Below are 19,776 nucleotides of genomic sequence, written 5' to 3'. Positions count from 1 at the left end.
GTAAAAACTTACATTCGGAAGACGCCAAATTGCGTGTCTTGAATGTCTTTATTCATGCTTGCCGATAGTGCCATGGCAAGGACCTCACGCGTTTGCGCGGGTTCAATAATGCCATCATCCCATAACCTAGCTGTTGCATAATAGGGGTGAGATTGCCTTTCAAATTGATCAATAATAGGTTGTTTCAGTTTCGCCTCATCATCGTCAGACCAAGATTCACCGCGCTTTGCCATGCTATCGCGCTTTACTTGAGCAAGCACACCTGCTGCTTGTTCGCCGCCCATCACTGAAATGCGCGCGTTAGGCCACATCCACAAAAACCGAGGGTGATAGGCTCGACCGCACATTCCATAATTACCAGCGCCAAAACTGCCGCCAATAATGACTGTAAACTTAGGGACTTTCGCGCAGGCGACGGCCATCACCATCTTTGCGCCGTGCTTGGCAATGCCGCCTTCTTCAAACGACTTGCCGACCATGAATCCGGTGATATTTTGTAGAAAAACCAAAGGGATTTTTCGTTGCGAGCAAAGCTCAATAAAGTGAGCGCCTTTTTGCGCAGACTCAGAAAACAGAATGCCATTATTTGCGACGATACCAACCGGAAAACCGTCAATATGCGCGAATCCGCATACGAGCGTGTCGCCAAAATACTGCTTAAATTCTTGGAAGTTTGAGTTGTCGACAATTCTTGCAATGACTTCACGCACGTCATAAGGGGTTTTCAAGTCGCTCGGTACAGTGCCATTCAGTTCACTAGAGTCGTAGATAGGTTTAGCGGGTGTCTTACGTTCAATGGGATTTGCTTTTTTCCAATTAAGGTGTGCAACGCAATCTCTGGCAATCTGCAGCGCATGTTCTTCGCTATCAGCGTAATGATCCGCAACACCGCTTACTTTGCAGTGAACATCTGCACCACCCAAGGATTCGGCACTTACTTCTTCCCCTGTAGCGGCTTTCACTAACGGAGGGCCGGCCAGAAATATTGTACTGTGCTCACGAACCATAATGCTTTCATCAGCCATAGCGGGAACGTACGCGCCACCAGCTGTGCACAAGCCGAGTACGACAGCTATTTGAGGAATGCCTTTGGCTGACATATTTGCTTGGCGGTAAAAAATATTACCAAAATCGTCTTCATCAGGAAACACCTCGTCCTGGTTCGGTAGATTTGCTCCACCTGAATCAACCAGGTATACGCATGGCAGTCTATTCTCTTCCGCAATGGTAAGTGCGCGAAGGTGCTTTTTAACTGATAGAGGGTAATATGTTCCTCCCTTGATGGTCGAGTCGTTTACCACGACCATACATTCGGTGTTATTGATTATGCCGATACCACAGATAGCGCCAGCAGCAGGGATATCTTCGTCGTAAACTTCATGCGCCGCTAAAGCGCTCAACTCTAAAAACGGTGTACCAGGATCGAGTAGATGAGCGAGTCGCTCGCGAGGCAGCAATTTACCTTTAGCTCGATGACGCTCTGCGATATTATGCGGGGTTGATGCGTTAGCAGACAGTTTTTCACGTAGGTCGTCGACTAAGGCATCCATTGTGTCGCGTCGCGAATTAAACTCCGCACTGCCTACGGTCACTTTTGATTTGATGACTGGCATAGCTTGCTCCGTTTAGCGCGTTTCGTTGAACAGTTCACGACCAATTAACATCCGGCGCACTTCTGATGTGCCAGCACCGATCTCGTACAGTTTCGCGTCACGCAACAAACGCCCGGTGTCGTATTCGTTGATGTAGCCGTTGCCGCCTAATATCTGGATGGCATCTAAGGCCATTTTTGTTGCAGCTTCGGCGCAATAAAGAATAACGCCAGCGGCATCTTTTCTTGTTGTTTCCCCTCGATCAGCTGCTTGAGCGACGGTATATAAGTAAGCTCGTGACGCGTTGAGAGATGTGTACATGTCGGCGACTTTGCCTTGGATCAATTGAAACTCACCAATCGATTGACCAAATTGCTTACGCTCGTGGATGTACGGCACAACGTTGTCCATGCAGGCTTGCATGATGCCGGTTGGCCCGCCACTAAGAACAATTCGTTCGTAATCTAGCCCGCTCATAAGGACTTTTACACCCTTGTTTTCACCTCCTAATACGTTCTCGACGGGCACTTCAACGTTCTCAAATACCAACTCACAAGTGTTCGAACCGCGCATTCCAAGCTTGTCGAGCTTTGGTGAACGAGAGAAACCCTTCCAATCTCTCTCAACAATGAACGCTGTGATGCCATGAGCATTTAATTGAGGGTCGGTTTTGGCGTAGATGACGTAGGTGTTCGCATCTGGCCCGTTCGTAATCCACATTTTGCTACCGTTAAGGACGTAGTGGTCGCCCTTATATTCAGCGCGCAGCTTCATGCTAACGACATCGCTTCCCGCGTTCGGTTCGCTCATTGCTAAAGCGCCGATATGCTCTCCTGAACAGAGCTTGGGTAGATATTTGCGGCGTTGCTCGTCATTACCGTTTCGGTGTATTTGGTTAATGCATAAATTCGAGTGGGCACCGTAACTCAGGCCGATAGAGGCGCTACCACGGCTGATCTCTTCCATTGCAACAACGTGCGCCATGTAACCCAGACCGCTGCCACCAAATTCCTCTGGTATGGTCATTCCTAATAAACCAAGTTCACCAAACTTGGGCCACATTTCGTTTGGAAATTCGTTTTCTGAATCAACAAGGCTGGCGATAGGGCTGATTTTATCGCGAGTAAACGCCGCAACTTGGTCGCGTAGCATGTCGCAGGTTTCGCCAAGGTTGAAATTAAGTTGTTGCATTGATGCAATGCCCATGAGTGACTCCTGTAATGCTTTGATCCTCAGGCAACAACGCCTGAAAAGTAATTATATTTATTTGCTTAAAGCGTTTAGTGCTTCTTGGCAGCGCTCTTCGGCGCCATTTAATTCGTTTTCCATTGCTTGGATATCTAAAAGCTGTTGCGCCAATATGTTTTTTCTCTCGCGTATTTTTTCGAGTAGCTTGATTAACTGTGCTTCGTTATTGCCGCGAGGTTTATACATATCGATCAGCTCTTTTGATTCGGCGAGCGAAAGACCTAAGCGTTTACCGCGTAAAATGAGCTTTAGACGAACCCGGTCAGCTTCTGCGTATATACGCGTTTGACCATCACGTTTTGGACTTAATAGCCCTTCAGATTCATAGAATCGCATTGTGCGTGTAGTGATATCGAACTCGTGCGATAACTCTGAAATTGAATAGCTAGGCATGTAGCGCTCATTTGTATAACTAAGAAAGGATAAGAGGGTATAGTTACGTTAACGTAAACGTCAAGCTGTAATTTACTTATTTGATTCTCTTCGCAGCATGAGAATGCCTTGACGGCGAAGCATGTCGGACCAATTATCCATAATACTTGGATCACCGACACGTTTCGCATTACTACGACTAAAGCGGTTTAACCAGACGCCAAGCCCATTGAAACCATAAACGGGTTCTAAATCCGTGCGCTGAGAGGCCGGTAAGATATTCTTATTGATGTTGTCGAGTATGAGTGGCTCTGAGTTTGGTGTTGGGTAGTATGCCAATACCATGTGCGCTTGATTAAGCTCTAGAGCCTTTACATAAGAGATTTGAAGTTTGCTTTCGTCAACACCCGCGAATAGCAAAGTAAAGAACTTAGCGATCGCGTAGTCTTCACAGTCTCCGGCATTTTTAGCTAGTAACTCTACAGGGGTCGCCCAGTAGTCGGTGTCTCCCCATAGTTCGATATCGTCTATAAACGCCGCTTGGTTGAAGAAATCGTTAACTTGTTTTAGCTGTGCTAGCTCGACATCTTGTGTGTACGACTGTTTAAGGTCCCAAGCCATACTTTGCCAATCGACAAGGCGTTGTGCGGCATCACTGCCAAATCGTTGCTCTACGACCTCTAACAATTGATTTTTAAATTCCACAGCAAACGACGTCATTGCAGGTGTGATGAGCATTGCGGCTAACGCAATGTAGAGGTATTGCGTTAAAGAATTAAAGCGAAATGCCATCATGGCTGTTTTAGTTTGGCCCTTAGTGCGGATAGCTTGTCTTTAATACTTTTTTTGTCAGCGGCAGAGAGGTTGTTTCTCATCGTGTTGATGTTGGTTACGTCTACTGGTGGAGTTGTGATTGTGGGTATTGGTTCCGGCTCAGGAGTTGTACTGGCAACGAAGTTGCTGGAGCTCAGCTTAGGAAATTCGAGCGTTTCGAGTGAACCTGCGCGATCAAGCACAATTCGGTCTCTGTATACGGCATGCAAAGTCGCATTGCCTGGAAGTTGATCACCAATTGCGTAATTCAAAGTTGTGCGATCTGGCCCTTCGACAAGTGCTTTGGCTCGCTTAGGATCGTTGCTTGCTGACACCCCTGTTAAAGTTAAACGAAGACGGGTTTTTGGAAGATTTTCTTGTTTTGTTATTTGGGCTGCAGGCGCAGAAAAGTCCCCAAAAAGCTCAAATTTTGCGATATTTCTTTTGGGTGTTCGCTCTGGTGTGATCGCTTGTTTTGGAATGTTTGAAGCCTGCTGCTCTTTCTTCGAGGTTTCATCTAAATAAAATGGGTATAACTGGTATGCAGTTGCCGCGACCGAACCCGCTAGTAATAAAAGTGCGATGATCCATGGAAATTGTTTAGCGAGCATGTTTACTAAAATCCGCGACGATTCATAATGTAATTGTTATTAAACGGTGCCGTCATACAAATAGTTTGACGCACGATTTATAAACTTATCATAAAGGTGCGCCAGAGAGTGAGTGGTGCGTTAAATTTTGAAGTTGTTGATTAAGGCTTCAAGGTTCTGCGTGCTAGACATAAGTTGATCACTTGCTGTCAGAGATTCGTCAGCATTTGTTTGAGACTGAGCTCCAAGTTGAGATATTTGTTGAGCGCTGTTTTGAATGTGCTCGGTCATCATTGACTGCTCTTCGGCGGCGCCTGCAATTTGCTGGCTCATCGCAACAATGCTTCCTACGCTGTTTACGATTTGTTCGAGGGCCGCGCTGACTTCAGCGCTGTGTGAAACCGTTTCATCAGTCGTTTGGTGGCTCTTGGTCATTGAGTTGACAGCAAGACCAACACCTTTGTGGAGTTTGTCTACCATTAAATCGATATCTTCGGTCGACTTTTGAGTGCGCTGTGACAAGGTTCGTACCTCGTCAGCTACCACGGCAAAGCCGCGTCCTTGTTCTCCAGCTCGAGCAGCTTCGATCGCGGCATTCAAAGCGAGAAGATTGGTTTGCTCTGCAATGGCTTTAATCTCGACCAATGCATTCGTAATTTCTTTACTGTCGTCCGATACCTTGTGGATGTGGTCGACAGAAAGTTTTATTTCGTTCGCTAGGCGATCAATAGCTGTAACGGTTGCTTGAACGATCGATTGTCCAGTTTGTGCACGTGCCTCAGCTTGTTGCGCCGCTTCAGAGGTTTGAGCCGTGTTTTGAGCGACTTCACCAACTGCTGCAACCATTTGGGTCATCGCATTTGAGATTTCATCGGTTTCAGCTTTTTGTTTGTGGAAAGTGTCGCGTGTTTCCGTTGCAATGTCGTTGAGCTTGTTTGCGTCAGTCGATAAGCCATTAATCATGAAGCGAGCTGTTTCAATGAGCTGTTTGACTTGCATGGTCATATCGTTAAAGGAGTACGTGAGCGCGCCAAGTTCGTCTGACGATTGCTTTTCCATTTTGACGGTGAGATCGCCTGAAGCAACGCGTTTGGCAGCTACCGAGAAAGATTCAATCGCGCGCTTCACAGACATCGAAAAGCCCGTGTACAGATAAGCAATTACGATCAATACGACAAAAATAGTGCTGAACAGGTAAACCAAATAAGATTGCTGTTCTTGAATGCGTGCTTTAAGAATATCGCTTAATTCAGTCGCCGCAATCTCATTTAAATTCTCGAGCTGTACGTAGGTTTCATCGATCTCATTACTGAACAGCTGCCAGTCTAGCGATAAACGCACCGCATTCATTAGGTCTTCATCGATGGTGGTATTTAGCTTGTTGATGTTTGAACTGATACTGCTGAGCGCTTGCTTGAGTTCGGGGTTTATATTGCCTTCTTGCTCAAGCAGTGCGTTCAACTTGTCTTGGGCTAACAGTAGAGCTTCGTATTGACGATTGAGCTCATCGCTTGCGAGATAGCTAAGGTTGCCATCGTATAACGAATAAACGCCATAGGTTCTGACCTGCGCAAGTAGTGGTGATAGAGAGTTGTTTAAGGTTGAAGCGATTTGAAAGTATGACTGGATCAACGGATCTTCGTCTAAAGCCAAATGGGTCGATTGGGCAACGTCTAGAGCCAATTGCTGAACAGAGCTTTCTAGCTTCTTATACGAGTTTCGCTGGCTGGCAATATCAAGGTCTTGAGGAGTATTAATGACATCAGATTGCGCCGCTTTCAAAGCTTCAACGATCTCTGGGTTTAGCACACTCAAATCTTCTGAGATGTTTTCCAATAGATCGTTATTTAAATTATTGCTTCGCCGAGATTGATTTGCGAACGCCATATTTTGACGCTGTCGATTTAATGACTCAAAGTCAATCTGACGCTGAAAGTTGTGTTCATACGACAGTAGCGAAAAGTATATACCTGCGCCCCCTAACTTGTTTTTAGAGTCGCTAATTTGATCCTGAAGCTGAGAAAGAAGAATCCATCCAAGTGCGGCAATCGGCAGTATCCATAGAATACTGATTAACGCGAACTTTTGTGTGTAGCTAAGGCGATTCATTAATGCAATCGCAGGGGACATTAGGCTATTCAAGAAAACTCCTGTTTTTTCTAACTTGATGTACTTGGTAAACAAGCTGTCATAGCGTTGTGTTAATTAATATCGGCTATGAGGTCTGATAATTTAGTCCATTATCTGTGTTTCGCTAATTAAATCGGCGCATAGTTTACGGCATCGTGACGGGTGTGACGCATGGCTCAGTTTAAACTCGACTTACAATGATTTAATGTACTGTGCTTACGGTGCGCCGATAAATACACATAGAATGGCGTCCTGTTTTGGCAATTCGTTTTGGCTTTTGCCCCGATTATTTTTGAGATGATAGAGAGAGTTGCGTGACCGAACTCGCACCCGCACCTGATCAGCTAGAAGAAAACCTACCGTCAACAATCCCCGAGTTTGAAAGGCTTCCCTTCACATTCGCTAAAAAACAGGGGGTTGTTATTGCGTTGGTTAATGACGAACAAAAGGTTTTGTATCGCGCTGGAATCACTAATAGCGCATTCGTAGAAGTGAATCGTGTTACTCGTGGCTCGCTGGATTTTGAATTAGTTAGTGAGCAAGAATTCGAAGAAGCATTAAACGCGTCTTATCAAAGTGACTCAGCTGAGGCCATGCAAATGGTTGAGGGCTTGGGTGACGATATGGACCTTGCAAGCCTTGCAAACTCAGTGCCTGAAACTGAAGACCTCTTGGAGCAAGAAGACGACGCTCCTATTATCCGGTTGATTAACGCGATCTTGACCGAGGCTGTTAAAACAGGGGCGTCCGATGTGCATATCGAGACTTTCGAGAAACAGCTTGTCGTGCGTTTTCGTATTGATGGCATTTTGCGTGAGATCGTAAAGCCAAAACGTGCTTTGGCGCCGTTGCTCGTTTCTCGAATCAAGGTTATGTCTAAATTAGATATCGCCGAAAAACGGATTCCGCAAGATGGTCGTATCTCTCTTCGTGTTGGGGGGCGAGAAGTAGATGTTCGTGTATCCACAATGCCGTCAGCAAATGGTGAACGCATCGTTCTGCGTCTATTAGACAAAAACGCGGGGCGGCTAAGCATCCAACACTTAGGCATGACTGACCGTGATAGCGGAACGCTGAAATCTATTTTGGCTCAGCCACATGGAATTATGCTGGTCACGGGTCCGACTGGTTCTGGTAAAACAACCACACTATATGCCGGATTGTCTGAGATTAATGACCGTAGTCGAAACATACTTACGGTCGAAGATCCGATCGAGTACAACCTTCCAGGAGTCGGTCAAACCCAAGTAAATACGAAAGTGGATATGACTTTCGCTAGAGGCTTGCGCGCCATACTTCGTCAAGACCCAGATGTCGTGATGATCGGTGAAATTCGGGATTTAGAAACGGCGGAAATTGCAGTTCAAGCCAGTTTAACTGGTCACTTAGTGCTGTCTACACTGCATACTAATACGGCTGTTGGCTCTATAACCCGTATGATGGATATGGGTGTTGAGCCATTCTTGATTAGCAGCAGTCTCGTTGGAATTATTGCGCAGCGTCTAGTTCGAGTGCTTTGTGATGACTGTAAAGAAGCGTATGTTGCAGATGAGGGAACATGCAGATTGCTAGGAGTTGATCCTAAAAATCCACCAACCCTATACCGTGCCAAAGGGTGCAGTGAATGTAATCACTTAGGCTATCAAGGACGATTAGGTGTTTACGAGATTATCGAGATCGATAATCAGATGCGTAGCTTGATCCACGATCGTGCAAGTGAGAAAGAACTAGAAGCCTGCGCTCGAGAAAAATCCCCTGCAATTTTTGATGATGGGGCAAGGAAAATCTTAGATGGTGTGACGACTGTTGAAGAAGTCTTACGTGTCACACACAAAGGTTAGTTATGGCAGCCTTTGAATATGTCGCTCTTGATGAGCGTGGTAAAAAACAGAAAGGCGTTATAGAAGCGGATTCCGCGCGTCAGGTGCGTCAGTCTCTTCGAGATAAAGGATGGATGCCGCTCGAGGCGAATCAAGCGGCTGAACAAAAACAGTCTAAAAGTCTTCTAGCGCGTAAGCCAAGTTTGAGCGTACGCGATCTTGCTTTAGTTACTCGCCAAATCGCCACATTAGTTCAAAGCGGGATCCCTATCGAAGAAACGCTCAGTGCCGTGGCCTCTCAAAGTGAGAAACCTAATATTCGCAGTATGATTTTGGCGATTCGATCGAAGGTTTTAGAAGGTTTTACCTTGGCAGATAGCTTGGCGGAATACCCCGCGGCTTTCCCTAAGTTATATCGATCAACTGTTGCAGCTGGCGAAACTGCCGGGCATTTAGATTTAGTGTTGAATCGACTCGCTGATTATACCGAAGGACGTCAGGCTGCGCGTCAGAAAATCCAATTAGCAGCTATTTACCCAGTGATATTGTCGATCGTTGCAATTTCTATTGTTGTGTTCTTGTTGACCTATGTGGTGCCTGACATCATTGAGGTATTTATCAATAATGGGCAGGCTCTCCCTCCTTTGACGCAAGCTTTACTGAGCGTTAGCGACTTTTTAGCAGAATGGGGTGGATTACTAGCTGCATTGTTGGTGATCGCTTTTATTGGTTTCCAGTATATGTTGAAACGGCCCAGCTTTAGATTTCAGTGGCACCGACAATTGCTTGTTTGGCCATTTATTAAGAAATTGAGTCGGGGAACAAATACTGCTCAGTTTGCAAGTACCTTGAGTATTTTAACTAGCTCTGGCGTGCCGCTAGTTGAAGCGATGAAAATTAGTTCAGAGGTTCTCAGTAACGACTGTCTTAAAGCGTCATTACAAGACTCCGCGAAACAAGTCAGTGAAGGTGCGAGTCTGCACAAAGCGCTAGAGAATACGGGATATTTCCCACCGATGATGGTTCATATGATTGCTAGCGGTGAGTCTAGCGGCGAACTGGATCAGATGTTAGAGCGAACTGCGAGCCATCAAGAGAGTGATTTGGCCGCACTAATTGAAACGATTGTCGGTTTGTTCGAGCCCTTAATGCTCTTATTAATGGGGGGCGTGGTATTAATTATCGTCCTCGCGATTATGTTGCCAATCCTTGGAATGAGTAACTTGGTTGGCTAAAAAAAACTAATGAAGAAAGGTGTTATTCAATGAGTGTCCACGGTAAAAAACAACATGGTTTTACCTTGATTGAAATCATGGTTGTGATGGTTATTTTGGGTCTTTTAGTGGCAGTGGTAGCGCCAAATATACTTGGACGCGGGGAAGAAGCGAGAATTGGCGTTGCTAAAACGCAGTTGCGTAACGTTTCGTCTGCTCTGGATTTATATAAGCTCGATAATTTCAATTACCCTAGCACTGAGCAAGGTTTAGAGGCTTTGGTTAATAAGCCATCAGGTTCACCTGAACCAAAGAACTGGAGCAAAGATGGATACTTGCCAAGCGTTCCAAAAGATCCTTGGGGTGTTGAATATCAGTATGTAAGCCCAGGCTCTGAAGGTCCTTACGACCTGTATTCGTTTGGCGCAGATCAGCGCGAAGGCGGTGAGGGTGATGCGGCTGATATTAGTGTGCACGACTTGAACTAAGTTATGTTTTTTTCTTCCGAGCAATATCAACGTAATAAGGGCTTTACGCTCATTGAATTGTTGGTCGTGATGGTATTGCTTGGATTGCTCGCTGGCCTTGCTACGACGAGCTTCGGCGGTAATCAAGCGCGTGAATTGGATATAGAAACCAATAGAATGCATGCGCTCATGCGAACCGCGGCAAATGAAGCTATCTTTAGTAATGCTGAAATCGGTGTTCGAATTAGTGAGCAGGCTTACGATTTCATTTCGTACAACGAAGAAGAACAAAATTGGTCCCTCGCGACCAGCCCAGTCCTAAAACCTCAAGTATTGCCCGAATGGATGTTTCTCGAATTTGAGAGAGAAGGTGAAGAGGTAGTTCTCCCGAGCTCTGAAAAAGAAGAAAGTGAATTTGGTGGCAGTGTTTTTGATGATGACGATTCAAGTTCTACTAGCGATTCTTCTCTGCGGGATAAAAAGACGCCCGATTTCATGTTTCTGTCTAGCGGCGAGATTACCAATTTTACGGTACGTTTAAGTTTGCGAGACGACCTCGATATATTCAAAGAAGTTACGCTGAATGAGTTTGGGGAAATATCGTTACCCCACCTTGAAGATGAGTCTCAGTAATGTTTCGAACGAACCATGGCGGGTTTACGTTGATCGAGGTGCTTGTCGCGCTTGTTTACTTTTCTTTGATTGGTGTTGTTCTGCTTGAAGTGAGTGCATCATCTACCAACAACGTACTATCAGCTCGTTTAAATAGTTACGCAACGTGGATTGCTGAGAACAAGTTAACCCAGCTTCGTCTTGAGGAAGGCTTGCCAGCCACGCGAGAATATAAAGAAGACATCGAATATGGCACTGATGAGTGGCAGGTCGTGACGGCCGTTCAAGCGACAGAAAATCCAGATATCCATCGCGTTGAAGTGAGAGTGTCTCTTCGGCAGTCTGAAGATAATGAATTGTCGCAAATTCGTTCATTAACAGGGTTCATTGGTCGGTATTAATCGTATGCGTCGCAGTCATGGTTTTACCCTGTTAGAAGTATTGATAGCGATCAGTATTACTGCATTGATCGGCCTAGGGGCATGGCAATTGCTGAATACTGCAATACGCACCTACGAGTTGGGTCAGGAAAGTTTAGAGAGTTTGTCGCAATTGCAACGTGCTCAATTACTTATCGCTCGCGACTTCCAACAGGTCGTTCCCCGTGCAATTCGAGACGAATATGGTGATTATTCTGCCGCCTTACTTTCAGGTGATGAGTTTGATGTCGTCGAATTGACGCGTGTTGGATGGCGAAACCCAATTCAGGAAGAGCGTTCAGATACGCAGCGAGTCGCTTATTCAATCGATGATGGCGATTTGATAAGGCGTTATTGGAAGGTTCTTGACCGCGCCCAGGATTCGGAGGCGATTTCGCGAAGACTTTTAAGTGATGTTGAATCTTTCTCTGTTCGTTACCTCAATGATAGTGATGCATGGGTGGACGAGTGGCCACCTCAAGAGTTCGAGGTTGACGACTCTGAATTAGACAATATGCGCCGCTTCGTAGTGCTGCCAAAAGCTGTAGAAATCAATCTCTCTCATCCTCGCTACGGAAATATCTCTCGCCTTTTTCAGCTACCGAATTACCTGGAAAATACGCTTATTGACTCTCAGAGCGGGAATGGAGGGCAGGGTGAAAATAGTGATGATCAAAATGCCGGTGGTGATCAAGGCAACTCAGATGGGACGGGTTCCTCTAACAATGGCGCAGGAGAGCAAAATTCGTCACCTGATAATGGCATCACAGGCGGGAATTTATGATGCTAGGATTCTCGCAATCTTCCCCGTTTAAAGGCTCGCTCGTAAAGCAGCGTGGTGTCGCATTAATGCTTGTCATATTGATCTTCGCGCTAGTAGCGATTCTTGCAACAGGCATTTATAAACGACAAAAAATATTTATATACGGGGCGAGCGGTTTGGTTACTAGCGCACAAGCCTATGAATATGCGCTCGGGTCCGAGACTTATGCGCGGCGCTTGCTTTTAGAAGATTGGCGCGAAGACAAAGATAAAAACGAATTTGTAGACGATACTGCGCAAACGCAAGATGCCTTGTTGCTTCCTGTTGATAATGCTCTGTTGGAAGCTCAGTTTAATGACTTACACGGAAGAATTAATCTCAACGACCTTGTTTATGTTGATGGTGTGGCGAATCAAATAATGGCTGATCGGTTTAAGCGTTTGCTTAACAGACTCTCCCTTGATGATGTAAAGGTAGAGCGTTTTCAAGATTGGATAGATGAAAATCAAGATGCGACCGGTATTGAGGGCTATGAAGATGGAGAGTATCTATCGAAGGATGTGCCTTATCGCACTGGAGGGCAGGTGTTCGTGCATCCAAGCGAAATGTTGTTGATTGAGGGGGTGAACCAGGGAGCGTATGAAGTATTACTGCCTTTCGTATCGACTCTCCCTCAAGGTCGAGCGCCCATCAATGTTAATACGGCGAGCCCAGAAGTACTTCAAAGCCTCATTGAGAATTTGCCCGATGAGGTAGCCGAGAGTCTCGCGTCAAAATCAGACGAAACGCCTTGGGTAAACATCCAAGAATTTGCTCAAGAACCTGATTTAAAGGGACTTAAATTAGACCAAACCTATTTAGGTGTCGCATCAAGTTTTTATGAACTAGCGACACGCATAACGCTGGATGAGAGAAAAGTTCGATTGCGTTCAATTCTCTATCGCGCTCAAGAAGATGGTAGTGTAACCTTAATTCAACGTGATCAAGGCCAGAAGTACCTTATAACTAAGTCTGGTTCGCAAACGAGTACACAATAATAATGGCACATAAAGTTTTTCTTTTACCTGTTGAACCCTATTCACCCAATGATGCGCGGTATGACTGGCGTCTTTATGATTTGAGTGGCGTGAAAGTCGGCGGTGGCTCAGCTATTTCAACAGATGACTTGCAACAAGTCTTGATGCAAAACGGAGCAGAAGGCGTTAAGGCTGTGTTGGTATGGCCGAGCAATTTGAGCTTCAGTACGAACGTTGACCTTCCATCTAAGAACGCCCGTTACGCCCAGCAAGCCATAGCATTCGCAATCGAAGATAAGCTAGCAACAGATATCGAATTACTGCATTTTGCATTAGGTAAAAATAACAGTAAGACGGGTACGCCTGTGCGTTGCGTCGAGAAGTCGTTGTTTATTGGGTTTCACGATGATGTTCTTGAGGCTAAGCCGGACGTTCAACTAAGTGCATCGTATATAGACGCTGAGATGCTGGTTTCATCTGAAGCTGATATTGTTATCAGCCTCGAAGGTGATACCGCTATCGTCAACGCTAAACAGTGTGCCGTGCGTGTTCGAGCACAAAATCTAGTTCCCTACATGGATACTTTGTTGCTTGGTCCAGATGACGAAAGCGCTGAAACGATCAAAATTAAGGTGTACGATCACAACGCGAATGAGGCCGATCATAAGATTTTATTGGCTGAGTTAGAGCAATATCCAGGGTGTGATATCGATATCGAAGCCTTGTCGATATCGAGTTTAGACTTATTGGTAGAGTCTTATTTTCACGCGGGTGCGCCAGAGATTGATCTATGCCAAGGTGAGCTTAAAATCGTCCAAGAGGGTTCAGGTCAATTGCGCCAATGGGCATGGGTTGCAGGCGTTGCATGTATTGCTTTCTTGTTACAGCTTGGTGTTTTTATTGGTAAGGGCATGCACTACCAGTCATCTGCGGATGATCTGGCTCAACAAGCCTTAGCAACTTACAAGCAAGCGGTACCAAATTCGAAAAATGTTTCGGTTGGAAGGTTAGCTCGCATTATCAAAGGTAAGCTTCGCCAATCGAACAATAAAGGTACTGATGTTGGATTCTTGACCTTATTAGGCGAAGCAGGCTATCAATACCAGCAGCGCAAAAACTCTACTGATATTCAGTTTACTGCCTTGAGTTTTAACGCCCAGCGCGGTGAGCTAGTAATCGAACTACGCGCTAAGAATTTTGAACAGATGGATCAGCTGAAAACCGCAATTGTTTCGGCAGGTTTGATTGCGAAAATAAGTTCCGCGGTTCAAGAGAATCAATATTACCGCGGACGTTTGAGCGTAAGTGAGGGGTAGGGTAAATCATGATTAAAAGTCCATTGTTTACTCAGGCGAAGGATCGTTGGGAATCGCTAGAAGCGCGTGAGCAGCTCAGCCTAAAAGTTATGTTTGTCGCAGTTGTTACTTCACTTATGTACTTCGCAATGTGGGTGCCAGCACAAAGCTATATGGATCGCGCCGAGCAAGACCTAAAAGATAAAGCAGCTCTTCTTGAATTGGTTAAGAGTTCGCGCGATCAGCTGCGCAGTTCTTCATCGAATACGTCGAATGCTTCTAATCTTAATAGCCAGCAATTGGTTTCTACTGTGACGAACATGGCACGAAAGCAATCATTAAACCTAAAACGTTTTGAACCTAGCGGAGAGAATAAGGTCAAACTCTGGGTTGAAGATGTGTCCTTCGATACATTAGTCACATGGCTCAGCACTCTCGAACGTAGTGTTGGGGTGCAGGTCGAGCAAATTTCCGTTGAAAAAGAAGATAAACCCGGTGTTGTTAGTGCAAGGTTGACGCTATCGTCCTAAACTGACTGCACTTGTGCTCTTATGAGCACACTACGTTTAGCTCGTTCATCTATAAAAGGGGTCCCAGGATGCCAATTACCACCGATGAAGTAGAGGCGCGTGTAGTAAGGCTTGATGCCAGTGCCATTAAGGAAGCAAGAACAATTCTATTTCGTGCTTACAAGCACGAACCTACTTTCAAATATTTGTTCCAAGCGGAACGTCCTGGCTATGATCAGCGAGTACGCGCCACTATTCGGGAATTATGCCACTTACACTTTTCGTTAGATCAAGAAGTAATCGGTTTAACACTAGACAGTCGCTTGATCGCGGTTGCTCTAGTTGGTAGCCCTGTGGTTCGTCTTGATTTGAGTCGGCAATTTGCTTGGCGAATGCGAATGTTATTAACGGCAGGTTCTGAAAGTACTTGGCGATACATTGAATATCATAAGCAAATTCATAAAGTTCTTCCTCACGGAGAGCACCATGAGCTTCCTTTGATTGGTGTCGATGCCCAACACCGTAGTCTTGGTTACGGTAAACAGCTCATGGCTGCGGTCGAAGAAGTTTGCCGAGAAAATCCTGCATCATCTGGAATCGCGCTAGATACTGGCAATATGCGCTATATCAGTTTTTATGAAAAGCTTGGTTATCGCATTGTCGGCAGTGTAGCTGTTGGTGACGTGACTGAGAGCGTCCTTTTTAAAAGTTTCTAGTTTATAAATTCACATACTGAAGTAAGAAATGTCTGAATTCGATTTTGATTTGTTTGTTATTGGTGCTGGTTCTGGTGGCGTACGTTTAGCACGTATGTCAGCAGCTTCTGGAGCAAAAGTTGCGGTTGCTGAAGACCGTTATCTTGGTGGTACTTGTGTCAACGTCGGTTGCGTGCCTAAAAAACTATTCGTATATGCATCACATGTCATAGAGGAGTTGGAAGACGGTGAGGGGTTTGGGTGGACAAACTCGGGTGACTTGAATTTCGATTGGCCGACCTTGCGTGATAACAAGAACAAAGAGATTGGTCGTTTGAACGGCATCTATCAGAACCTGCTAGAGAATAGCGGAGCTAAGATTATAAACGGCTCGGCTAAGCTCGTTGGGCCGAATATCGTTCAAGTCGGTGACCAGCAGTATACCAGCGAACGAATTGTGGTCGCGACAGGGGGCTGGCCTCACAAACTAAATATCCCAGGTAGTGAACATATCATCACCTCGAATGAATTCTTTTATCTAGATACATTGCCCAAGTCTGCAGTTGTTCAGGGCGGTGGTTATATCGCGATTGAGCTCGCAGGTATTTTGAACGGACTCGGTGTTGACACCACAGTGGTATTCCGAGGAGAGAAACTACTGCGAGGTTTTGATGAAGAAATTCGTGATTTTGTCGCCAAGCAAGTTCAAAACAAAGGTATCAAGCTGATATCTCATACGAATATCGATAGCGTCACGCATTGCGATGACTCGTATCAAGTATACCTGTCTGACCACGAGGTCTTGCAGACCGATTTGGTTCTTACAGCATTGGGGCGTGTGCCTAAAGTTGACGGTTTGGGGTTGGAAGACTTAGGCGTAGAACTCAAACCAAACGGAGCAGTGTGCGTAAATGATGACTTCCAAACGTCGGTTCCGAGTGTATACGCAATTGGTGACGTGATTGACCGTGTTCAATTGACGCCGGTCGCTTTAGCTGAGGGTATGTATCTTTCAAAACTGTTTTTTGCTGATAAAAAACCATCTTCAGTTGATTATGAAAATATTCCTACAGCGGTATTTTGCCAACCAAATATCGGTACGGTTGGCTTAACAGAAGAGCAAGCACGAGAATCATTTAATGTAGACGTATATGCTTCAAGCTTTAAACCAATGAAGCATACAATGAGTGGTCGAAATGAACGCAGTATGATGAAACTCATTGTAGATAAAGACACGGATAAAGTGTTGGGAGCTCATATGGTAGGTCCTGATTCTGGTGAAATTATTCAAGGTATCGCAATTGCCATCAAGGCTGGAGCTACCAAATCTGTATTCGATAGTACGATCGGCATTCACCCGACAGCCGCAGAAGAGTTTGTGACAATGCGTCAAGCGCGTTAGACCAAGTCGCATAAGTACAACAAATGCCTTAGCGAGTATCATAAAAGCTTGTATACTCGCGCTTTAATTTTTTGCTTAGGAGTTAGTTTTGAGTTCGGTTGAATTACAACAGCGTGTGTTAAGCGGTATGCGCCCAACGGGTAAATTACACATGGGGCATTATCACGGTGTTTTAAAAAACTGGGTTGAGTTGCAGCATGATTACGAATGTTTTTTCTTTGTAGCTGACTGGCATGCACTCACAACGCATTACGAAGCGCCTTATGACATTGAGCAAAGCGTCTGGGATATGGTGATTGATTGGTTAGCTGCGGGGATTAACCCTGGCAACGCAACCATGTTTATTCAATCTCACGTGCCTGAGCACGCCGAGCTTCACTTACTTTTATCTATGATGACCCCGCTTGGTTGGTTAGAGCGAGTGCCAAGCTATAAGGATCAACAAGAGAAACTTAAAGAGCGTGATCTCGCAACATATGGCTTTTTGGGTTATCCCTTACTTCAAAGCGCTGACATCCTTGTGTACCGTGCCGGTCTTGTTCCGGTAGGTGCAGATCAGGTTGCGCACGTTGAATTAACGCGCGAGGTAGCTCGACGTTTCAACCACCTGTATGGCAAAGATCCAGGTTTTGAAGAGCAAGCAGAAGCAGCCATCAAAAAAATGGGCAAGAAGGCATCTAAGCTATATCGAACGCTTCAAAAACGTTTCCAAGAACAAGGTGATGACGAGGCATTAGAGACAGCACGCGCGCTAATTCGAGATCAGCAAAATATTACGATTAGTGATCGTGAACGCTTGTTTGGCTACATTGAAGGTGGCGGTAAGGTCGTCTTGCCAGAGCCGCAAGCATTATTGACCAAGGCATCTAAAATGCCAGGGCTTGACGGTCAAAAAATGTCGAAGTCTTACGGCAACACGATTGCATTACGTGAAGAGCCTGATGTCGTTGAACAGAAGATTCGCACAATGCAAACCGACCCTCAGCGCGTTCGCTTAACTGATGCCGGTGATCCTGATAAGTGTCCTGTCTGGAAACTTCACGAAGTCTACTCTGATGAATCAACGAAAGAGTGGGTTCAAACTGGGTGTCGCAGTGCAGGAATTGGCTGTCTTGAATGTAAAAAGCCCGTGATTGACGCGGTACTTGAAGAACAGCGTCCAATTCGTGAACGCGCTCGCCAATATGAAGAGAACCCTGAGTTAGTGCAAAGTATTATTGTTGAAGGTCGTGAGCGTGCGCGTGATGCAGCGAAAGCCACACTTGAAGAAGTCCGTCAGGTGATGGGCCTTTCATTCGGAGCGTAACTACGAGCGATTTATGCAAAATGATAACTCAGTAAATACATCAGCGCAGACGCCAAATGATGACAATGCTGAGTTATCAAACACTTTAGAGTCACCTGCCACACATGAACAGCATGTTTTGCCATTAGCTTTTGTTGATGGCAAACCTCTCACCGAAATTCCCCAAGATCTTTACATTCCGCCTGACGCATTATCAGTGATATTACAGGCTTTTGAAGGTCCGCTAGATCTATTGCTTTATTTGATTCGAAAGCAAAACATGGATGTGTTGAATATTGATGTTGCTTCAATTACGAAACAGTATATGCAATATATCGATGCAGCCAGAGAGTTAAAGTTTGAGCTTGCGGCAGAATATCTATTGATGGCCGCGATGTTGGCAGAGATTAAGTCTCGAATGTTGCTACCTAAGCCAAAAAATGAAGATGGCGAAGAAATAGATCCGCGTGCTGAATTGATTCGTCGCCTGCAACAATATGAGCGCTTTAAGGTTGCTGCCGAAGATATTGATGCTTTACCTCGTTTTGACAAAGATTATTTCGCATCGCGCGTCGCGGCAAACATGGAAGAAGTTGCTGTTCGACAACCTGATGTTAGTCTTGATGAGCTAATGTTCGCGCTAAAAAATGTTCTAGAACGGTCCGACCATTTTATTAGTCATCAAATTGAGCGTGAAACGCTTTCCACGCGTGAACGGATGTCTCTTGTATTGCAACAACTTAATGATGCTAGCTACGTACCATTCGAGCGATTTTTCACTCTCGAAGAAGGTCGGCAAGGTGTTGTGGTTACGTTTTTGGCGATTATGGAATTGATCAAAGAGCAATTAGTAGAGTTCGTGCAAGCAGAAGCCTTTGGCGCTATTCACGTGAAAGCAAAGTTGCTTCCGCAATAATTCAAACCTAAATGAAACCCTCGGTTGCGTTTTCTTAGTCAAAACGGCGACAATCTAGTTATTCCCAATTAGATAAACAAAAAAACAAGATCATGTCTGACATTGAAATAACGGAAGTCAATCAAGCTGGCTCAGTGCGTTCAACAAGTAATTCATTCGATTTAACGCAGTTGAAGCGCATTGTTGAAGCAACGTTAATGGCATCGGACAAGCCCATGAGCGTTGATAAGCTCCATGCAATGTTTGAATTGCATGAACAGCCGCAGAAATCAGACATTCGTTTGGTCTTGGAAGAACTTCAGAATGATTATTTATCTCGTGGTATTCAGCTAAGCAAGGTCGCGAGTGGGTATCGTTTCCAGACCGCGAAAGATTTATCTATGTGGGTAGGGCGTTTATGGGAAGAGCGACCGCAAAAGTATTCACGTGCTTTACTCGAGACTCTGTCGCTGATTGCATATCGACAACCTATTACCAGAGGTGAAATCGAAGATGTTCGTGGTGTGGCTGTTAGCTCGCACATAATGAAGACCTTATTAGAAAGACAATGGATAAAGGTCGTAGGTCATCGTGAAGTTCCAGGTCGCCCAGCAATTTATGCCACGACTAAATTATTTC

General features: G+C 45.3%; 20 protein-coding genes. 14 read left to right on the top strand and 6 right to left on the bottom strand.

What is annotated here, in order from left to right; translation table 11 throughout:
• Positions 1 to 8: 8 nt before the first annotated feature.
• The 6 genes from A3739_RS20280 to A3739_RS20255 all read right to left on the bottom strand — a co-directional run bounded on the left by A3739_RS20280 (position 9) and on the right by A3739_RS20255 (position 6,757).
• Positions 9 to 1,613 (bottom strand): carboxyl transferase domain-containing protein, encoded by a 1,605-nt coding sequence (locus tag A3739_RS20280; RefSeq protein ID WP_068479642.1) that lies wholly within the window; start codon positions 1,611 to 1,613, stop codon positions 9 to 11.
• 12 nt (positions 1,614 to 1,625) lie between these two features.
• Positions 1,626 to 2,798: an isovaleryl-CoA dehydrogenase gene (locus A3739_RS20275; protein ID WP_369819815.1), complete on the bottom strand. Its 1,173-nt coding sequence runs from the start codon at positions 2,796 to 2,798 to the stop codon at positions 1,626 to 1,628.
• Between the two features lie 57 nt (positions 2,799 to 2,855).
• Positions 2,856 to 3,233 (bottom strand): MerR family DNA-binding transcriptional regulator, encoded by a 378-nt coding sequence (locus A3739_RS20270; protein WP_068479644.1) that lies wholly within the window; start codon positions 3,231 to 3,233, stop codon positions 2,856 to 2,858.
• A 72-nt stretch (positions 3,234 to 3,305) separates the two neighbouring features.
• On the bottom strand, positions 3,306 to 4,007 hold the full coding sequence (locus A3739_RS20265; protein ID WP_068502572.1) for a transglutaminase-like cysteine peptidase: 702 nt from the start codon (positions 4,005 to 4,007) through the stop codon (positions 3,306 to 3,308).
• The gene (locus A3739_RS20260) at positions 4,004 to 4,636 is read right to left on the bottom strand and encodes a type II secretion system protein N (RefSeq protein WP_068479646.1); all 633 of its coding nucleotides are present in this window, start codon (positions 4,634 to 4,636) and stop codon (positions 4,004 to 4,006) included. Before A3739_RS20260 ends, A3739_RS20265 begins: the two co-directional genes overlap by 4 nt.
• A 120-nt stretch (positions 4,637 to 4,756) precedes the next feature.
• On the bottom strand, positions 4,757 to 6,757 hold the full coding sequence (locus A3739_RS20255) for a methyl-accepting chemotaxis protein (protein WP_156502719.1): 2,001 nt from the start codon (positions 6,755 to 6,757) through the stop codon (positions 4,757 to 4,759).
• Between the two features lie 302 nt (positions 6,758 to 7,059).
• On the opposite strand from A3739_RS20255, the gene gspE reads away from it, so the two are divergent.
• From gspE to A3739_RS20185, 14 genes are all read left to right on the top strand, one after another.
• The gene (gene gspE / locus A3739_RS20250; RefSeq protein ID WP_369819816.1) at positions 7,060 to 8,586 is read left to right on the top strand and encodes a type II secretion system ATPase GspE; all 1,527 of its coding nucleotides are present in this window, start codon (positions 7,060 to 7,062) and stop codon (positions 8,584 to 8,586) included.
• A 2-nt stretch (positions 8,587 to 8,588) separates the two neighbouring features.
• A complete protein-coding gene (gene gspF, locus A3739_RS20245) occupies positions 8,589 to 9,800 on the top strand; it encodes a type II secretion system inner membrane protein GspF (protein ID WP_068479650.1) in 1,212 nt (403 codons plus the stop codon).
• A 29-nt stretch (positions 9,801 to 9,829) separates the two neighbouring features.
• The gene (gspG, locus tag A3739_RS20240) at positions 9,830 to 10,267 is read left to right on the top strand and encodes a type II secretion system major pseudopilin GspG (protein WP_068479652.1); all 438 of its coding nucleotides are present in this window, start codon (positions 9,830 to 9,832) and stop codon (positions 10,265 to 10,267) included.
• 3 nt (positions 10,268 to 10,270) lie between these two features.
• Complete coding sequence (gene gspH / locus A3739_RS20235; RefSeq protein WP_068479654.1) at positions 10,271 to 10,879, top strand: type II secretion system minor pseudopilin GspH; 609 nt, start codon at positions 10,271 to 10,273, stop codon at positions 10,877 to 10,879.
• On the top strand, positions 10,879 to 11,259 hold the full coding sequence (gene gspI, locus A3739_RS20230; RefSeq protein WP_068479656.1) for a type II secretion system minor pseudopilin GspI: 381 nt from the start codon (positions 10,879 to 10,881) through the stop codon (positions 11,257 to 11,259). Before gspH ends, gspI begins: the two co-directional genes overlap by 1 nt.
• Before the next feature lie 4 nt (positions 11,260 to 11,263).
• Positions 11,264 to 12,061: a type II secretion system minor pseudopilin GspJ gene (gene gspJ / locus A3739_RS20225; protein WP_156502718.1), complete on the top strand. Its 798-nt coding sequence runs from the start codon at positions 11,264 to 11,266 to the stop codon at positions 12,059 to 12,061.
• Positions 12,058 to 13,077 (top strand): type II secretion system minor pseudopilin GspK, encoded by a 1,020-nt coding sequence (gspK, locus tag A3739_RS20220; RefSeq protein ID WP_082878522.1) that lies wholly within the window; start codon positions 12,058 to 12,060, stop codon positions 13,075 to 13,077. The genes gspJ and gspK overlap by 4 nt, the downstream gene beginning before the upstream one ends.
• A gap of 2 nt (positions 13,078 to 13,079) precedes the next feature.
• Complete coding sequence (gene gspL, locus A3739_RS20215) at positions 13,080 to 14,372, top strand: type II secretion system protein GspL (RefSeq protein WP_068479662.1); 1,293 nt, start codon at positions 13,080 to 13,082, stop codon at positions 14,370 to 14,372.
• Between the two features lie 8 nt (positions 14,373 to 14,380).
• Positions 14,381 to 14,881, top strand: a complete 501-nt coding sequence (gene gspM / locus A3739_RS20210) for a type II secretion system protein GspM (protein WP_068479664.1) — start codon at positions 14,381 to 14,383, stop codon at positions 14,879 to 14,881.
• Positions 14,882 to 14,949: 68 nt separating this feature from the next.
• Positions 14,950 to 15,576, top strand: a complete 627-nt coding sequence (locus A3739_RS20205; protein ID WP_068479666.1) for an N-acetyltransferase — start codon at positions 14,950 to 14,952, stop codon at positions 15,574 to 15,576.
• Positions 15,577 to 15,604: 28 nt separating this feature from the next.
• Positions 15,605 to 16,957, top strand: coding sequence for a glutathione-disulfide reductase (gene gor / locus A3739_RS20200; RefSeq protein ID WP_068479668.1), 1,353 nt, complete (start codon positions 15,605 to 15,607; stop codon positions 16,955 to 16,957).
• An 88-nt stretch (positions 16,958 to 17,045) separates the two neighbouring features.
• Complete coding sequence (locus A3739_RS20195) at positions 17,046 to 18,263, top strand: tryptophan--tRNA ligase (RefSeq protein ID WP_082878521.1); 1,218 nt, start codon at positions 17,046 to 17,048, stop codon at positions 18,261 to 18,263.
• Between the two features lie 13 nt (positions 18,264 to 18,276).
• On the top strand, positions 18,277 to 19,158 hold the full coding sequence (locus tag A3739_RS20190) for a ScpA family protein (protein WP_082878520.1): 882 nt from the start codon (positions 18,277 to 18,279) through the stop codon (positions 19,156 to 19,158).
• 92 nt (positions 19,159 to 19,250) lie between these two features.
• A partial coding sequence (locus A3739_RS20185) for an SMC-Scp complex subunit ScpB (RefSeq protein ID WP_197472464.1) occupies positions 19,251 to 19,776 on the top strand: 526 nt, incomplete at its 3' end.

Source organism: Oleiphilus sp. HI0067, assembly GCF_001635735.1.
The sequence above is the reverse complement of the archived record's forward strand: the minus strand, read 5'-3'. Positions and strand labels throughout refer to the sequence as shown.

What these genes read in the sequence shown, in the direction of transcription:
- gspL (WP_068479662.1), top strand. Translation starts at nt 13,080, where the DNA reads ATGGCACATAAAGTTTTTCTTTTACCTGTTGAACCCTATTCACCCAAT.
- gspJ (WP_156502718.1), top strand. Translation starts at nt 11,264, where the DNA reads ATGCGTCGCAGTCATGGTTTTACCCTGTTAGAAGTATTGATAGCGATC.
- gspH (WP_068479654.1), top strand. Translation starts at nt 10,271, where the DNA reads ATGTTTTTTTCTTCCGAGCAATATCAACGTAATAAGGGCTTTACGCTC.
- A3739_RS20265 (WP_068502572.1), bottom strand. Translation starts at nt 4,007, where the DNA reads ATGATGGCATTTCGCTTTAATTCTTTAACGCAATACCTCTACATTGCG.
- A3739_RS20205 (WP_068479666.1), top strand. Translation starts at nt 14,950, where the DNA reads ATGCCAATTACCACCGATGAAGTAGAGGCGCGTGTAGTAAGGCTTGAT.
- A3739_RS20190 (WP_082878520.1), top strand. Translation starts at nt 18,277, where the DNA reads ATGCAAAATGATAACTCAGTAAATACATCAGCGCAGACGCCAAATGAT.
- A3739_RS20280 (WP_068479642.1), bottom strand. Translation starts at nt 1,613, where the DNA reads ATGCCAGTCATCAAATCAAAAGTGACCGTAGGCAGTGCGGAGTTTAAT.
- gor (WP_068479668.1), top strand. Translation starts at nt 15,605, where the DNA reads ATGTCTGAATTCGATTTTGATTTGTTTGTTATTGGTGCTGGTTCTGGT.
- gspF (WP_068479650.1), top strand. Translation starts at nt 8,589, where the DNA reads ATGGCAGCCTTTGAATATGTCGCTCTTGATGAGCGTGGTAAAAAACAG.
- gspK (WP_082878522.1), top strand. Translation starts at nt 12,058, where the DNA reads ATGATGCTAGGATTCTCGCAATCTTCCCCGTTTAAAGGCTCGCTCGTA.
- A3739_RS20260 (WP_068479646.1), bottom strand. Translation starts at nt 4,636, where the DNA reads ATGCTCGCTAAACAATTTCCATGGATCATCGCACTTTTATTACTAGCG.
- gspG (WP_068479652.1), top strand. Translation starts at nt 9,830, where the DNA reads ATGAGTGTCCACGGTAAAAAACAACATGGTTTTACCTTGATTGAAATC.
- gspI (WP_068479656.1), top strand. Translation starts at nt 10,879, where the DNA reads ATGTTTCGAACGAACCATGGCGGGTTTACGTTGATCGAGGTGCTTGTC.
- A3739_RS20275 (WP_369819815.1), bottom strand. Translation starts at nt 2,798, where the DNA reads ATGGGCATTGCATCAATGCAACAACTTAATTTCAACCTTGGCGAAACC.
- A3739_RS20270 (WP_068479644.1), bottom strand. Translation starts at nt 3,233, where the DNA reads ATGCCTAGCTATTCAATTTCAGAGTTATCGCACGAGTTCGATATCACT.
- gspM (WP_068479664.1), top strand. Translation starts at nt 14,381, where the DNA reads ATGATTAAAAGTCCATTGTTTACTCAGGCGAAGGATCGTTGGGAATCG.